This window comes from Sphingomonas sp. MA1305 (assembly GCF_016107325.1).
Lineage (GTDB): Bacteria > Pseudomonadota > Alphaproteobacteria > Sphingomonadales > Sphingomonadaceae > Sphingomonas.
Genome location: NZ_RCVT01000001.1, coordinates 1,007,656 through 1,021,632 on the forward strand (window position 1 = coordinate 1,007,656; position 13,977 = coordinate 1,021,632).

Annotated in this window: 10 protein-coding genes; 5 read left to right on the plus strand and 5 right to left on the minus strand. The window is 65.9% G+C overall.

What is annotated here, in order from left to right; translation table 11 throughout:
• Positions 1-66 precede the first annotated feature (66 nt).
• Both D9601_RS05130 and D9601_RS05135 read left to right on the plus strand, forming a co-directional pair.
• Positions 67-1,830, plus strand: a complete 1,764-nt coding sequence (locus D9601_RS05130) for a DUF885 domain-containing protein (protein ID WP_443024697.1) — start codon at positions 67-69, stop codon at positions 1,828-1,830.
• Positions 1,831-2,280: 450 nt separating this feature from the next.
• Positions 2,281-4,374 (plus strand): TonB-dependent siderophore receptor, encoded by a 2,094-nt coding sequence (locus D9601_RS05135; RefSeq protein ID WP_198352793.1) that lies wholly within the window; start codon positions 2,281-2,283, stop codon positions 4,372-4,374.
• Here the strand turns inward: D9601_RS05135 and D9601_RS05140 are convergent.
• On the minus strand, positions 4,371-5,837 hold the full coding sequence (locus D9601_RS05140; RefSeq protein ID WP_198352794.1) for an MFS transporter: 1,467 nt from the start codon (positions 5,835-5,837) through the stop codon (positions 4,371-4,373). The two genes, D9601_RS05135 and D9601_RS05140, sit on opposite strands and share 4 nt — an antisense overlap.
• Between D9601_RS05140 and D9601_RS05145 the strand changes: the two genes are divergently transcribed.
• Positions 5,836-7,959, plus strand: a complete 2,124-nt coding sequence (locus D9601_RS05145; RefSeq protein ID WP_198352795.1) for a prolyl oligopeptidase family serine peptidase — start codon at positions 5,836-5,838, stop codon at positions 7,957-7,959. The genes D9601_RS05140 and D9601_RS05145 overlap by 2 nt on opposite strands.
• A 92-nt stretch (positions 7,960-8,051) precedes the next feature.
• On the opposite strand, the gene D9601_RS05150 is transcribed toward D9601_RS05145, so the two are convergent.
• A complete protein-coding gene (locus D9601_RS05150; protein ID WP_198352796.1) occupies positions 8,052-8,549 on the minus strand; it encodes a hypothetical protein in 498 nt (165 codons plus the stop codon).
• 92 nt (positions 8,550-8,641) lie between these two features.
• On the opposite strand from D9601_RS05150, the gene D9601_RS05155 reads away from it, so the two are divergent.
• Positions 8,642-8,983, plus strand: a complete 342-nt coding sequence (locus D9601_RS05155; protein ID WP_198352797.1) for a hypothetical protein — start codon at positions 8,642-8,644, stop codon at positions 8,981-8,983.
• Positions 8,984-9,010: 27 nt separating this feature from the next.
• Here D9601_RS05155 and D9601_RS05160 read toward each other — a convergent pair whose 3' ends face one another.
• The 3 genes from D9601_RS05160 to D9601_RS05170 all read right to left on the minus strand — a co-directional run bounded on the left by D9601_RS05160 (position 9,011) and on the right by D9601_RS05170 (position 12,997).
• Positions 9,011-9,574 carry a glycine zipper 2TM domain-containing protein gene (locus tag D9601_RS05160; protein ID WP_198352798.1) on the minus strand — a complete coding sequence of 188 codons (564 nt, stop codon included), beginning with the start codon at positions 9,572-9,574 and terminating at the stop codon, positions 9,011-9,013.
• Between the two features lie 161 nt (positions 9,575-9,735).
• Positions 9,736-10,371 carry a PEPxxWA-CTERM sorting domain-containing protein gene (locus D9601_RS05165; protein WP_198352799.1) on the minus strand — a complete coding sequence of 212 codons (636 nt, stop codon included), beginning with the start codon at positions 10,369-10,371 and terminating at the stop codon, positions 9,736-9,738.
• Between the two features lie 346 nt (positions 10,372-10,717).
• On the minus strand, positions 10,718-12,997 hold the full coding sequence (locus D9601_RS05170) for an ATP-dependent helicase (protein ID WP_198352800.1): 2,280 nt from the start codon (positions 12,995-12,997) through the stop codon (positions 10,718-10,720).
• 211 nt (positions 12,998-13,208) lie between these two features.
• On the opposite strand from D9601_RS05170, the gene D9601_RS05175 reads away from it, so the two are divergent.
• Complete coding sequence (locus D9601_RS05175) at positions 13,209-13,556, plus strand: UrcA family protein (protein ID WP_198352801.1); 348 nt, start codon at positions 13,209-13,211, stop codon at positions 13,554-13,556.
• Positions 13,557-13,977: the final 421 nt, after the last annotated feature.

A 13,977-nucleotide genomic window follows, 5' to 3' on the forward strand; every position in this document is an offset into this window, starting at 1 on the left:
GCTGGCGGGCTGGCGCAACCGTACCAACGGTGCCAGCATCCGACGCGATACGAATCAGGAGACGATATGCGATTGAGGGTAGCGGCATCCCTGACGGCGCTCGCCATGGCGACGGCGGCCTGTCAGGTGAATGTACACGAGGCGGACAACAATCAGAGCGCCGCAGCGGCGCCGGCGGCGGCGCCGGCCGGCATGGCGAAGAGCCGCTGGGCGCAGTTCCGCGACGGCTTCATCGAAGGCTGGTTCAAGCTCGATCCGGCCAATGCCGTCTATCAGGGCCGGCACGATTTCGACGGTCAGCTGCCCGACTGGAGCGCCGCGGGGCTGAAGCGGCAGAGCGACTTCCTGCATCAGGCGATCGACAAGGCGAAGGGGTTCGCCGACGCCGATCTGAAGCCGGAGGAGCGGTTCGAGCGCGACTATCTGGTGCAGGTCGCGCGCGGCAAGTTGTTCTGGCTGGAGGATGCCGACCAGCCGCATACCAATCCGGCCTATTATGTCGGCGGCGGGCTCGATCCCAACGTCTATATCGCGCGGCCCTATGCCGATGCGCCGACGCGGATGAAGGCGCTGATCGCCTTCCTCACCCGCGTCCCCGATGCGGTCGCCAACATTCGCGCCAATCTGAAGACGCCGATGCCGCGGTCCTTCGTCGATTATGGCACCGCCGGCTTCAACGGTTTCGCCGACTATTACGTCGGCGATGCGAAAAAGGCGTTTGCCGGGGTAAAGGACGCGAACCTGCAGGGGCAGCTCGACGTCGCCGCCGCCAACGCCAGCAAGGCGATGCGCGATCTCGGCGGCTGGGTGGCGAGCCAGAAGGGCAGCGCGACCGGCAATTTCGCGCTCGGCGCCGATCGCTTCCAGCGCATGATTGCGGCGACGGAGGGCGTCGACACGCCGCTCGCAACGCTGGAGGCGGCGGGGCGCGCCGACCTGAAGCGCAACCAGCAGGCGCTCGCCGCGGCCTGCGCGCAATTCGCGCCCGGGCAGACGATCCCCCAGTGCATCGACAAGATGGGCGCCAACAAGGCGCCGGACGGCCCGGTGGCCGAGGCGCGGCGCCAGATCCCGACGCTGCGCGCCTTCGTCATCAAGAACGACCTCGTCACCATCCCGGGGACGGAGGAGGCGAAGGTCGAGGAAAGCCCGCCCTACAACCGGCAGAACAGCGCCTATATCGATCCGCCGGGGCCGTTCGATAAGGGCATCCCCTCGGTCTACTACATCTCGCCGCCCGATCCGGCGTGGGACAAGAAGACGCAGGACGCGTTCGTGCCGGGCAAGGCGGACCTGCTGTTCACCTCGGTGCATGAAGTCATGCCCGGGCATTTCGTCCAGTTTCTCCACGCCAACCGCTCGCCGTCGCTCTTCGGCCGGCTGTTCGTCGGCTATGCCTTCGCCGAAGGTTGGGCGCATTATGCCGAGGAGATGATGTGGGAGGCGGGGCTGAACAACGGCGATGCCGAGACGCATGTCGGGCAGATCAGCAACGCGCTGCTGCGCGACTGCCGCTTCCTGTCGGCGATCGGGCTGCATGCGCGCGGCATGACGCAGGACCAGAGCCTCAAGATGTTCCGCGAGCAATGCTATCAGGACGAAGGCAATTCGCGGCAGCAGGCGGCACGCGGCACCTACGACCCCGCCTATCTCAACTATACGATGGGCAAGTTGATGATCCGCAAGCTGCGCGCCGACTGGACCGCCAGCCGCGGCGGACGCAAGGCGTGGAAGGCGTTCCACGACCAGTTCCTGAGCTACGGCGGCCCGCCGATCCCGCTGGTCCGCCAGCAGATGATGGGTGAGCCAACCGCAAAGGCGCTGTTCTGAGACGGCGAGGGGGCTGTGCGGCGGTCGACACCGTTGGCAGCCCCCTCCTTGCGATGGTGAGTCTTGACAGAATTGACGCCTGAACGTGCGATTGTGCGGTCCTGTGCGTGACCGGCATTCGATGGTTGATCTCAACGGTTCAAAGAGCAGGCGCGGCGATGGCGTCTTATATCTATCAGCGGGGAACGTTGTAGGACAGCCATTCGAGGAAGCAGCGATTTTGGCGCGACGCCTTCGTGCTGAGCTGTCGTCCTGTGCCTTAACAAATCCAAAAACGGTAGTTCCGCGGCATCACGCTCCTGTCGCCGCGCCGGGGCACACCGCGGACGATCTCCTGCCTGGGGAGCCAAGCCTCAAGATGTAAGATAGGTCTTTATCGGACTAAATGACGACTGCGTCGCAGATAGGCCACCGATACCCTACTGACAGAGTCGGATATCGGAGAAGTTTATGACCCGTCCTTGCTGGCTGGCCTTACCCGCTCTGGCGCTGGCGCAGCCCGCCGTCGCGCAGGTGCAATCCACCGGCGACCCCGTCGACCAGGACCGCACCGACATCGTCGTCAGCACGGCGGCGGAGCGGCGGGCCGCGGACGGCGGAGCGCTCGGCACGCGGTCGATCCTCGACACGCCGTTTTCGGTGCATGTGGTCGGTGCCGAGGAGTTGGCGGAGCGGCAGGTCAAATCACTTGCCCGCGTCTTCGCGCAGGATGCGTCCGTTGTCGCCAACGGCGACACCTACACGTTCAACGCCTATTCGCAGACCGTGCGCGGCATTCCACTCGACGACTATAATGGCTATCGGATCAACGGCGACCCGTTCTACATGACGACGGTCGAGCTGCCGCTCGAATCCTTCGAGAGCATACGACTGTTGAAGGGGGCATCGGGCTTCCTCTACGGCTTCAACGCGCCGGGCGGGCTGATCGACTATCGGACCAAGCGGTCGACACCCGCGGCCTTCGCCAGCGCGGATATCGGCTCCTCGTCGGACACCATCCTATCGGAACATGTCGATCTCGGCGGCCCGATCGCCGGCGGCTTCGGCTATCGCCTCAATGCAACGCATGAGCGCGGCGAGACGTACAGCGGCTCGCATGTCCAGCGTTATTCGGCTTCGCTCGGCCTCGACACGCGGCTGAACGACACGCTGACCTGGACCGGCGACCTCATCTATCAGGATCGGCGCATCCGCGGCGGGACGCAGGATTTCTTCATCAATGATCCCGACGCCTATGGCGCCGACCATCTGCCGCGACCGGTGAGCGGACGGACCAATCTGGCCGCTTATCCAGACCTCTTCTTCACCAGCCACGCCTTCTACGGCGGCACCGGCCTCAGTTGGGCGGTGACGCCCCGTTGGACGGCGCACGCCGCCTACAGCAACAGTTTGGATTGGCGGACCTACAAGTCGGAATGGATGTCGCTGACCAATCCGGCGGGCGATTATCAGCCGCTCCTGTCGACCAATCCTCGATCGTGGTCGCGCTACAATCAGGTGCAGCTCTCTTTGGAGGGGCATTTCGCGACCGGCGCTATACGCCATCAACTGACGCTAGGGACCAACTGGCAACGGCTAAACAAATATCTGCCGCTGAGCCGCGTCTCCGCGCTGGTCGGGACGGAGAACCTTTATGCGGCGGTGGTACCTATCGCCTATCCGACCGAGTTTACCGGCGGCGTCTATCACAACTATCGTTCAACACAGGGCGGACTATTCGCCAGCGACACGCTGACCCTCGGCCGGGTGTCGCTGATCGCCGGACTGCGCGCCAGCCGCTTCGCCGAGGACCAGATCAGCAAGACTGGCGTGCACACGCCTTATGCCAAGACACCGGTAACCCCGGTCGGGGCGCTACTCTATCACCCTTGGCACGACGCGACACTGTACTTCAGCTACGTCCAGGCGCTGGAGAGCGGGATCACCGTGCCCGATACCTATGTCAATGCGCGCGAGACCCTGCCGCCGGTCAAGTCGCAGCAGGTCGAGGCCGGGATCAAGATCGATCGAGCGGGCTGGTCCTTTTCCGCCGCGGCGTATCGGATCGATCGCGGGGCGCAATATGCCAATGCGGCGCGCGTCTATGTCTCCGACGGGCAGCAACGCTACGAGGGGATAGAGGCGGAGGCGCGAGTGTCACTGCCGCTCGGACTGGTGCTGGCGGACAGCATCGCCGTCGAGCGCGCCGTCTATCGCCGCACCGACCCGCTGTTACAGGGTAAGTCGGTCGAGGGCGTGCCCGGCCTGAAGGAGACGGTACAGCTGAGCGAGCAGCCATCGGCTCTGCCCGACCTGAAGGCAACGCTGGAGGCGCAGCGCAGCAGCAGCCTGTGGGGCAATGACGTCAACAGCTTCCGCGTCCCGTCGGTGACGTTGGTCAACGCGCGTGTGAGCTATGTGGTGAAGCCGAACGGCACGCCGGTGACGTTGCGCGCCGAGGTCTACAACCTTTCCGACCGTGCGAGCTGGGGGTTCCTCGCCTCCGGCTATGTCTTCGTCCAGCCGCCCCGCACTGTGTTGCTCGGCGCCAGCGTGAAGATCTAGCGCGACACCTGCGTGCCGGGCTGTTCATCCTCCGCCTCGTCGCTGCGCGGATTGCGGATCGAGGGGCGGAGGCGGGCGAGGCTGCACAGGCCGGCGACGAGCGCGAGGCCGGCGGCGATCAGCGGCGGAGTGGCGCCGCCGCCGATGCCGAGCGCCAGCAGGGCGGCGACCAGGGTCGCGCCGGTGGTCTGGCCGACGAGGCGGACGGTGCCGACCAGACCGCCCGCCGCCGCGGCCCGCTCGCGCGGCGCGGAACCGATGATCAGCCGGGCGTTGGGGGGCAGGAACAGGCCAAAACCCGAGCCGCACAGCGCCATCCGCCAGGCGATGTCGACATAGCCGGGATGCGCCGGGAGCAGGGCGATCAGCACCAGCGCGACGATCGACACCGCCATGCCGATGCCGCCGAGGATGCCGGCGGGAACGCGATCCGACAGCCAGCCGGCGAGCGGCGCGACGATCATGTTGGTCAGCGGCCAGGGCGCGATCATCGCGCCGACCTCCGCCGCGGCGAAACCGAATTCATGTTGCAGCCGGAAAGGGGTCGACAGCAGCAGCGTCATCGAGGCGGTGAAGGCGGTATAGGCACCGACCACCGACAGTGCGATCACCGGGCGGCCGAGCAAGTCGATCGGTAGGATCGGCTTGGCCTCACCGCGTTCGCGACGGATGAAAATCGCGCCGATGCCGATGCCGAGTGCGACGATCGCCGCCGAAACGACCGGGCTGTCGCCACGCACGGCGCTTTCCGCGCCACCGATGACGAGGCCTATCATGCTGGCGCACATGACCGCGCCGAGCACGTCGAACGGCTCGTCACGCAGCCGCGGCGCGGGCAGGGCGCGGCCGAGCGCGAGGCTGAGGATGGCGAAGGGCACGGCGCTGGCGAAGACCCAGGGCCAGGGGGCGATCGACAGCACCAAGCCGCCGAGCGTCGGCGCCAGTGCCGCCGAACTCGACACCACCACAGAATTGATGCCGAGGCCGCGGCCGAGCTGCTTCGCCGGGTAGATCGACCGGATCAGCGCCGACGAGACGCTGAGCGCCGCCGCCGCCCCCAACGCCTGCGCCGCCCGCACAACCAGCAGGAACGGTAGGCTTCGCGCAAAGAAGCAGAGCAAGGTGGCGACGGTGAAGACGATCTGGCCGAACTGGTAGGTGCGTTTCAGCCCGAACCGGTCGCCAAGGCCGGCAAAGGGCAGGATCATCATCGCGAGGATGAGCTGATAGACGGTGACCACCGCGACCACCGCACTGCTCGACACATGCAGGTCGCGCGCGATCGTCGGCAACGCGACGGTGGCGATGCCGCCGTCAATGATCGTCAACGCGGTTCCGGCGGAAATCGCCCCGATCGCCAGATAACGCCGCGGCAGCGGCAGACCGTCTCCAGTGACTGACTGCGGATTGCGCTCACGCCCGTTCGCGGCCAAGCTGGCTGCCTGACCTGGGAGGGACTCCATGCTGTTTCGCGCGTTGCTGATCGCCACCTCGATGCTTGCCGCGGCGCCCGCGCTCGCGCAGAGCAAACCGATGACGAACGATAGCGATCCGTACATCTGGCTCGAGGACAAGGACGGCGCCAAGCCGCTCGCCTGGGTGGAGGCGGAGAATGCCCGCACGCTGCCCCGGCTGCAGAACGATCCGCGCTACCAGACCTTCTACCAACAGGCGCTGGCGATCGCCGCGGCGAAGGACCGGATCCCGATGCCGAGCCAGATGTACGGCCGCATCTACAATTTCTGGCGTGATGCCGATCATCCGCAAGGTATCTGGCGCTGGACCAGCGAGGCCGATTACGCCCGGCCGCAGCCGAACTGGACGACCGTCCTCGACCTTGACGCTTTGTCGAAGGCGGAAGGCAAGAAATGGGTGTGGAAGGGCGCGACCTGCCTGCAGCCCGAGGAGCGGCTGTGCCTGGTCGCGCTATCGGAAGGCGGTGAGGACGCGATCAGCTATCGCGAGTTCGACCTGGCAACCGGCCAATTCGTCGCGAATGGCTTCGCCCTGCCCAAGTCCAAGCAGGGCGCGAGCTGGCTCGACAAGGATACGTTGCTGGTCAGCCGCGATTGGGGCGCGGGGACGATGACCGCGTCGAGCTATCCGTTCGTGGTCAAGATGGTGAAGCGGGGCCAGCCGTTGGACGCGGCGACCGAAATCTATCGCGGCCAGCCGAGCGACCAGCTCGGCACCTATGCCGGGGTGATCACCGACGGCCAGGGCCATCGGCTGGTGGCGATCACGCGGCGCACGACCTTCTTCGGCGGCGAAACCTATGTCTGGACGCCGGCGGGGACGCGCAAGCTCGACATCCCGGCGCGCACCTTCCCGGAAGGCATGGTGCAAGGCCAGGTGCTGTTCCGCACCAGCGACCCGTGGGGCAAGGTGCCGGCTGGGGCGATCGCGTCCGTGCCGCTCGCCGATGTCGAGAAGGGGGTGCTGAACCCGACGGTGGTGTTCGCGCCCAATCCGCGCCAGTCGGTCGACGAGGTGGTGACGACCAAGGATCGGCTGGTGCTGATCTACAACGACAACGTCCGCGGGCGGGCGGCGGTCTATACGCCGGGGGAGGGCGGCTGGACGGCGCGGCCGGTGACCCTGCCCGACAATGCGTCGCTGGGCGTGGCGAGCGCCGATGACAAGAGCGACCATGCCTATGTGACGGTCACCGGCTTCCTGACGCCGACCACCCTGCTGCCGCTCGATGCGGCGGCGGCGCGGGCGGGAGCGGCGGTGAAGACGTTGCCGGCGAAGTTCGACGCCACCGGTCTGGTCGTCGAACAGCATGAGGCGACCTCGACCGACGGCACCAAGGTGCCCTATTTCATCGTCCACAAGCAGGGCATCCGCCTCGACGGCAGCACGCCGACGATCATGACCGCCTATGGCGGATTCGAACTGCCGATGCTGCCGAGCTATTCGGCGATCACCGGCAAATTGTGGCTGGAGCAGGGCGGCTCCTATGTCCTCGCCAACATCCGCGGCGGCGGCGAATTCGGCCCGGCGTGGCACGATGCCGGCCGCAAGACCAAGCGGCAGGTGATCTATGACGACTTCGCCAGCGTCGCCAAGGATCTGTTCGCAAGGCGGCTGACCAGCGCGCAGAAGCTGGGCATCTATGGCGGATCGAACGGCGGCCTGCTGATGGGCGTCGAGTTCAACCAGCATCCCGACCTCTGGAAAGCGGTGACGATCCAGGTGCCGTTGCTCGACATGATCCGCTACGAACAGATTGCGGCGGGCGCATCCTGGGTCGACGAATATGGTTCGGTCTCGGTGCCGGCGGAAAAGGCATTCCTGCAGACCATCTCGCCCTACCAGAACATCAAGAAGGGCGTCGCCTATCCCGAGCCCTATATCTGGACGACGACCAAGGACGACCGGGTCGGCCCGCAGCATGCCCGCAAGTTCGCGGCACGGCTGAAGGAATATCATCTGCCCTATCTGTTCTACGAGGACACGGCGGGTGGGCATTCGGGCGATGCGGACATCGAGCAGGGCGCGCGGCTGCAGGCGCTGCAGATGACCTATTTCGCGCAGAAGCTGCTGGGTCCCGCCAATGGCGGGCAGACGGCGTCCAAATAGGTAACGCGGTTCTCGTCACCTCGTCTCAAACCCGGGTGACGACATCGGTTCTCGCCGTCAGTTACCAGCGAGGGTGGGGTTCGGCTCGGACCTCACCCGTGATCCAGCGCTTTGACCAGGTCCGCCTTGGTCATCGTCGAGCGGCCCTTGATGTCGCGCTTCTTCGCTTCTTCATACAGATTGGCCTTGCTGCGGTGGTCGCGATAGGGGCGGGCCTTGTCGGCGATGTCGTCGGGCTGGGCGGAGAATTGCTTGCCCTTCCTGGTGTCAGCGCGCTTCTTGGCGGTGGTGCGGGCATAGTCCTCGTCGCTCAGCGCCTCGCGGGCCTTCTTCGGCAGGTAGCGCTCGCCGGTCTTGCCGCTCTCCACGCCCGATTTGGTGCCCCAATCCTCCTCGGTCCATTCGTGCAGCGAATTGTGCGGGTCCTTGCCGCCCTTGTAGCCGCCTCCGCGCTTCTTGTATTCGGCGACCGCCATCTGCGCCTTGCGCGCCGACCACTGGCCCTTGCGGCCGCCCTTGGCACCGGCGGTGACCTCCGCCTTGACCGTCTCCCATAGTGCGGGGTCGGTCTTTTCCGCCGTGTCGCTCATCGTCGCGTCCCTTCTTCGATTGCGAACGTTGAACGCAGCGTTGCGTAAAGCGTTCTTGCTGCACTGCAGCGACCTTGGCTAGAGCGATCCCGATGACTGAGCCCCATGCAGGCGAGCCGACCCCCAGCGGCCCGATGCCGACCCTGTTCGAAGCGATCGTCCGGATGCGGGCGATCACCGCCACCTACAATCGCGGTGCGGTGCTGCTCGCCCCGCACATCCTGTTCACGCGCCATGGCGAAATCTATCTGGACGCGGTGACGCTGGAGCGGGACGGCAAGCCGCCGCGCGAGGAGAAGATGGGCACGTTCAAGCTCGACGGCCTCGGCGCGCCGACCATCGTCGAGGATCGGCCGTTCTTCCCGAGCACGCTCTACGATCCGGCGCAGGAGAAATATGCCGGTGTGACCCTGCTCGCCGTCGAGCGGGCCTAAACCCACCCGACGGCAATCGGTCGGCGATCAGCGGCAGCGGATGTCCGACTGGTTCTGATCGATCGCCTTGCCGGCCAGTGCGCCGGCGGCACCTCCAAGCAGTGTGCCGACGATGCGGCTGTGGCCGCCGTCGATGACGTTGCCGAGCAGGCCGCCCGCCGCGCCGCCGACGATCAACCCGGTCGTGCCGTCGCTGCGACGGCAGTAATAGCGGCCGTCGTTACCCGCATAGACGCGCTCGTCCGGGCTCAGCACGCGTTCACGGTAGCTGGCGCCCGAGCGATAATAGCGGGCTGGATCGTAGCCGTTTTCGTAACGATCGTCGTCGCCGTTGTCGGCATAGCGCGGGTCGTAGCTGCCCGGCACCGGCGCCTGGCGATACCCACCTGGGCCGGCGTTCGAGCTGTAGCCGCCGCCACGAGCGGCGCGATAGCGATCGAATTCCGCCCGATAGCGCGCGAGTTCGGCATCGAAGCGGGCCTGTGCGGCGGCGAAGCGGGCATCATCGGCACCACTCTGGGCGGCGACCGGCGCAGCCGCCGATGCAAGGGCGGTCGCGGCGGCGGCGGTGGCGAGCAAACGGGCGAACATCGGCGTAATCCTCCTCAAACATCCGGCCATACCGGGCGTAAGGTCAATCTACGCAGATCGTGCCTTGGCGGTTCCTGAACGACGCGCCTGCGGCACACCACCGAAGCGCGAAGGGCCGCCGCTGCGCCGCGACGGCCCCCAAGCTTCCGTGCCGACGCGGGTCAGCCGAACGCGACGCGGGTGCTGCTCCGGCGGTAGCGCGCAGCCGCGCCGATCATGCCGAAGCCGACGATCAGCATCGCCCAGGTCGCCGGTTCCGGCACCGCGCCGGTGAGCGGCGAGAAGGTCAGCGATGCCGCATTGGTGCCGCTGGCGTTGGCGGTGAAGCTACCGGCACTGCCGCCCTTCTTGACGATGAACGCCTCGAACGCATGGGCGCCGGCGCTCAAAGTCGAGCCGCTCAGGCTCGAGCCGTTGCCGTTGCTCCCCAGCGTGACGCGGTCGATGATCGTGCCGTCGATCTTCACGAAGCCGGCGATCGGGCTGTTCGACGGGGTGAAATTGAAGTCGTAGAAGCCCGTCGTGGCGACGTTGAGCGTGCCGGAAAACAGTTCGGCGGTCCAATTGGCGATCGAGCCGCCGAAGACATCGGGCAGGATATCGATCTGCGACGTCACGCCGGCCGCCTTGTCGGCAGCGGCGCGCAGGTCGGCGAGTTCGGTGCTGCCGAAGCCGGTCGAGCCGTCGTTGGTCAGCTTGACGGTCTTCAGGTCGATGATCGACGCTGCCGACGCCGGTTGTACCGCTGCCAGCAGCGTTGCCGCAGCCGTTGCGGAAAAGAGCAGATATTTCTTCATGTTGGTTCCCCATCCGACGCCGCCCGACGCGACGCTAGGGAAATGTATAAATGGGGACATACTGGATATGAACCATTCGCGGATGAAATCCGTGAAGATTGGCTTGAAGTAGGACCGTCTCCGCTAGGAAATCGCCGAAATATATCCGTACTCAATGCTTTGATTTCTCGGGTTTGAAAGCGTCCTCAAAGGGTTGAAGAAAAGCTGGGCAGTTAGACGCTTCAGCCAAAATGAGTAATTTGGCACCGGGTCGCGAGCTCTAGAGGCCCGACTTGTTCGCCCGCCTCAATCACCACTCTTCGTCCCGATAAATCCGCGATGATCCCTGGATGCGTCAATGACCTGCTCACGCCAGCGTGACGAAACTGTCCATGACGCGCTTGCGACCCGCGGTCTCGAAGTCGATCTCGAGCTTGTTGCCTTCGATCTCCGCGATCGCGCCATAGCCGAACTTCTGATGAAAGACGCGCTGGCCCGGTGACAGATCGTCGCGGCCCTTGTTGCCGAGGCTGACGGCACTCGCGCGGCTCTCGACGATCCGCGTCGGCTGCGTCGTGAAGCTCGATCCGCTGCCGGCGGCGCGTTGCCAGCCGGGGCCGCGCCCCGTGCCGCGCGCGACGTCGGAAAAGGGATCGGCGCGTTCGGACCAGTTGGCGCGCCACAGGCTCTCGCCGCCGGACATGGTCGTCTCGGCATCGATATGCTCGTTGGGCAGTTCGTTGACGAAGCGGCTGGGGATGCTCGACGTCCATTGGCCGTAGATGCGGCGGTTGGCGGCATGGATGATCACCGCCAGTCGCCGCGCACGCGTGATTGCGACATAGGCGAGGCGGCGTTCCTCTTCGAGGCTTTTGGTCCCGCCCTCGTCGAGCGCGCGTTGCGACGGGAACAGACCTTCCTCCCAGCCGACCAGGAAGACGGTGTCGAACTCCAGCCCCTTGGCGGCGTGGATCGTCATGATCGTCACCTGCGGGTCCTGCGCAGCGCCCTCATTGTCCATGACGAGGCTGACGTGCTCCAGGAACGCGCCGAGCGACTCATATTCCTCCATCGCGCGGACGAGTTCGGACAAGTTCTCCAGGCGCCCGGCGGCCTCGACCGACTTTTCCGCCTGCCACATCGCGGTATAGCCGCTCTCGTCGAGCAACTGGCGGGCCAGTTCGGCATGCGGCAGCTCGCGCGCCATGTCGCGCCAGCGTGCGATGTCGCCGACGAGATTGCCGAGCGCGCGGCGCGCCTGTGGCGTCAGCTCGTCGGTGTCGAGGATGCGGGCCGAGGCGATGGTGAGCGGCAGCCCCTCGATTCGGGCGAGCTGGTGGATCTTGGCCAGCGCCTTGTCGCCGAGGCCGCGTTTGGGAACGTTGACGATCCGTTCGAAGGCGAGGTCGTCGGCGGGCTGGTTGACGATGCGCAGATAGGCAAGCGCGTCACGGATTTCGGCGCGTTCGTAGAAGCGGTACCCGCCGACGATTCGATAGGGCAGGCCGATCGCGATAAATCGGTCCTCGAACTCGCGCGTCTGGTGCTGGGCCCGGACGAGAATGGCGATCCGGTCGAGGCTGACGCCGTTGCGGCGCGCCGTTTCGATTTCGTCACCGACGCGGCGTGCTTCCTCCGGTCCGTCCCATACGCCGATGACGCGGACCTTTTCGCCGACGTCTAGTTCCGTCCACAGCGTCTTGCCCAATCGCCCGCCGTTGTTGGCGATCACGCCAGAGGCGGCGCCGAGGATATGCGGGGTCGAGCGGTAATTCTGCTCGAGCTTGATCACCGTCGCGCCCGGAAAATCGCGTTCGAAGCGCAGGATGTTCTCGACCTGCGCACCCCGCCACGAATAGATAGACTGGTCGTCGTCGCCGACGCAGGCGATGTTCTTGCGCGCCTGGGCAAGCAGTCGCAGCCAGAGATACTGGACGACGTTGGTGTCCTGATATTCGTCGACCATGATGTAGCGGAACCGCTCCTGATACAGGCGCAGCACGTCGGCATGCGTCTTCAGGATGGTCAGCATGTGCAGCAGCAGATCGCCGAAGTCGCAGGCGTTGAGCGCCTTCAGCCGCTGCTGGTATTGCGCATAGAGCTCGCCGCCGCGGCCGTTGGCGAAACGCTCGCTTTCGCCGGCGTCGATATCGGCGGGGACAAGCCCCTTGTTCTTCCAGTCGTCAATCAGTCCGGCGAGACTGCGCGCCGGGAAACGCTTCTCGTCGAGATCGGCAGCGACGATCAGCTGCTTGAGCAGCCGGAGCTGGTCGTCGGTGTCGAGGATGGTGAAATTGCTCTGCAGACCGACCAGTTCGGCATGGCGGCGCAGCATCTTGGCGCCGATCGCGTGGAAGGTGCCGAGCCACGGCATGCCCTCCACCGCTTCGCCGACCAGCCGGCCGACGCGCTCGCGCATCTCGCGCGCCGCCTTGTTGGTGAAGGTGACCGCGAGGATCTCCGACGGATAGGCCTTGCGCGTCCACAGCAGGTGGGCGAGCCGCGCGGTCAAGGCCGCCGTCTTGCCGGTGCCGGCACCGGCCAGCATCAGCACGGGCCCCTCGGTGGTCAGCACCGCCTCGCGCTGGGGCGGGTTCAGGCCCTTGAGATAGGGCGGATCTTGCAGGGATTGCGCAGCATCGGTCACCGGCGAACAGGTAGGGAACGCGGCAAGCGGAGGCAAGCCGCATCGCAATGGTGCGCCGCAACATAGCTGTCGCCGATACGTCGCTTTGGCGACACGGATTGCGCCTATCGGCGCCTTGCCGGAGCGCAGGCCGGCCCCGACTAGCCGGTCCGGCAGAGACGCGGCGCGGGGTGCGACCCGATACGGCGCGAGCTATTGCAGGAGTATCACCATGAAGAGCCTGATCCGCGTCGCTTCGGCGTCGCTCCTTCTGTCGTGCCTGAGCATCGGCACGGTAGCTGCCGATCCCGAGCGGGAAACCGTTTCGGCACGCGTCTCGACCAAGGGGCTGAACCTCAACAACCCGAAACATCGGGCGATACTGGACGCGCGGGTGATGCGGGCCGCCGCCTGGGCCTGTGCGCCATATGGTGCCGACGTCGCGGCGCAGCGCGATGCCGAACATTGCCGCGCCGAGATGCGCGAGAGTGGCCACACCTCTGTCGCGACGCTGGTCGGGCACCAAGCGGTGCGGCTCGCCAGTCTTTCCTCGTCGGCGGAGGTCGTCAGCGCCCGATGATGGGGTAATCGCCGCCGGGCGATCGTCCTGCCTGAAAAGTCGGGGCAGCCGGGATCGGCTGCCCCGTAGTTCAGGGAGGACCGGTCGACAGGGAGGCGACCGGACGTCGCGCCCACAGGGGGAAGAAGGGCCGCGACAAGGATCGCTCTAGGTAGCGATTGTTGCGCGAAGATGTCATGGCGTGACCGGCGGCGGATTTGTTATGACGGCGGTGAGATCTCCCCATCTGTTTCCGAAAGCCTCCCGCAGGCATTATCGTAATTGCCGATGTAGCGCTGCTGGGGGGGCGCACGTGCCGCGAGCGATCGAGGGCATTGCCACTGTGCACGGTCCGCTGCTGAAAAGGCGCGCCCTGAACATACGTCTAGGCGCCGCATTTCGAGCGAAGGTGCGTCTCGCGATATACTGACCGTCGCCTCTC

Excerpts from the sequence above, each read along its gene's own strand:
- D9601_RS05150 (WP_198352796.1), bottom strand. The coding sequence starts at position 8,549 with ATGAGCGACACGGCGGAAAAGACCGACCCCGCACTATGGGAGACGGTC.
- D9601_RS05135 (WP_198352793.1), top strand. The coding sequence starts at position 2,281 with ATGACCCGTCCTTGCTGGCTGGCCTTACCCGCTCTGGCGCTGGCGCAG.
- D9601_RS05160 (WP_198352798.1), bottom strand. The coding sequence starts at position 9,574 with ATGTTCGCCCGTTTGCTCGCCACCGCCGCCGCCGCGACCGCCCTTGCA.
- D9601_RS05165 (WP_198352799.1), bottom strand. The coding sequence starts at position 10,371 with ATGAAGAAATATCTGCTCTTTTCCGCAACGGCTGCGGCAACGCTGCTG.
- D9601_RS05145 (WP_198352795.1), top strand. The coding sequence starts at position 5,836 with ATGCTGTTTCGCGCGTTGCTGATCGCCACCTCGATGCTTGCCGCGGCG.
- D9601_RS05155 (WP_198352797.1), top strand. The coding sequence starts at position 8,642 with ATGACTGAGCCCCATGCAGGCGAGCCGACCCCCAGCGGCCCGATGCCG.
- D9601_RS05130 (WP_443024697.1), top strand. The coding sequence starts at position 67 with ATGCGATTGAGGGTAGCGGCATCCCTGACGGCGCTCGCCATGGCGACG.
- D9601_RS05140 (WP_198352794.1), bottom strand. The coding sequence starts at position 5,837 with ATGGAGTCCCTCCCAGGTCAGGCAGCCAGCTTGGCCGCGAACGGGCGT.
- D9601_RS05175 (WP_198352801.1), top strand. The coding sequence starts at position 13,209 with ATGAAGAGCCTGATCCGCGTCGCTTCGGCGTCGCTCCTTCTGTCGTGC.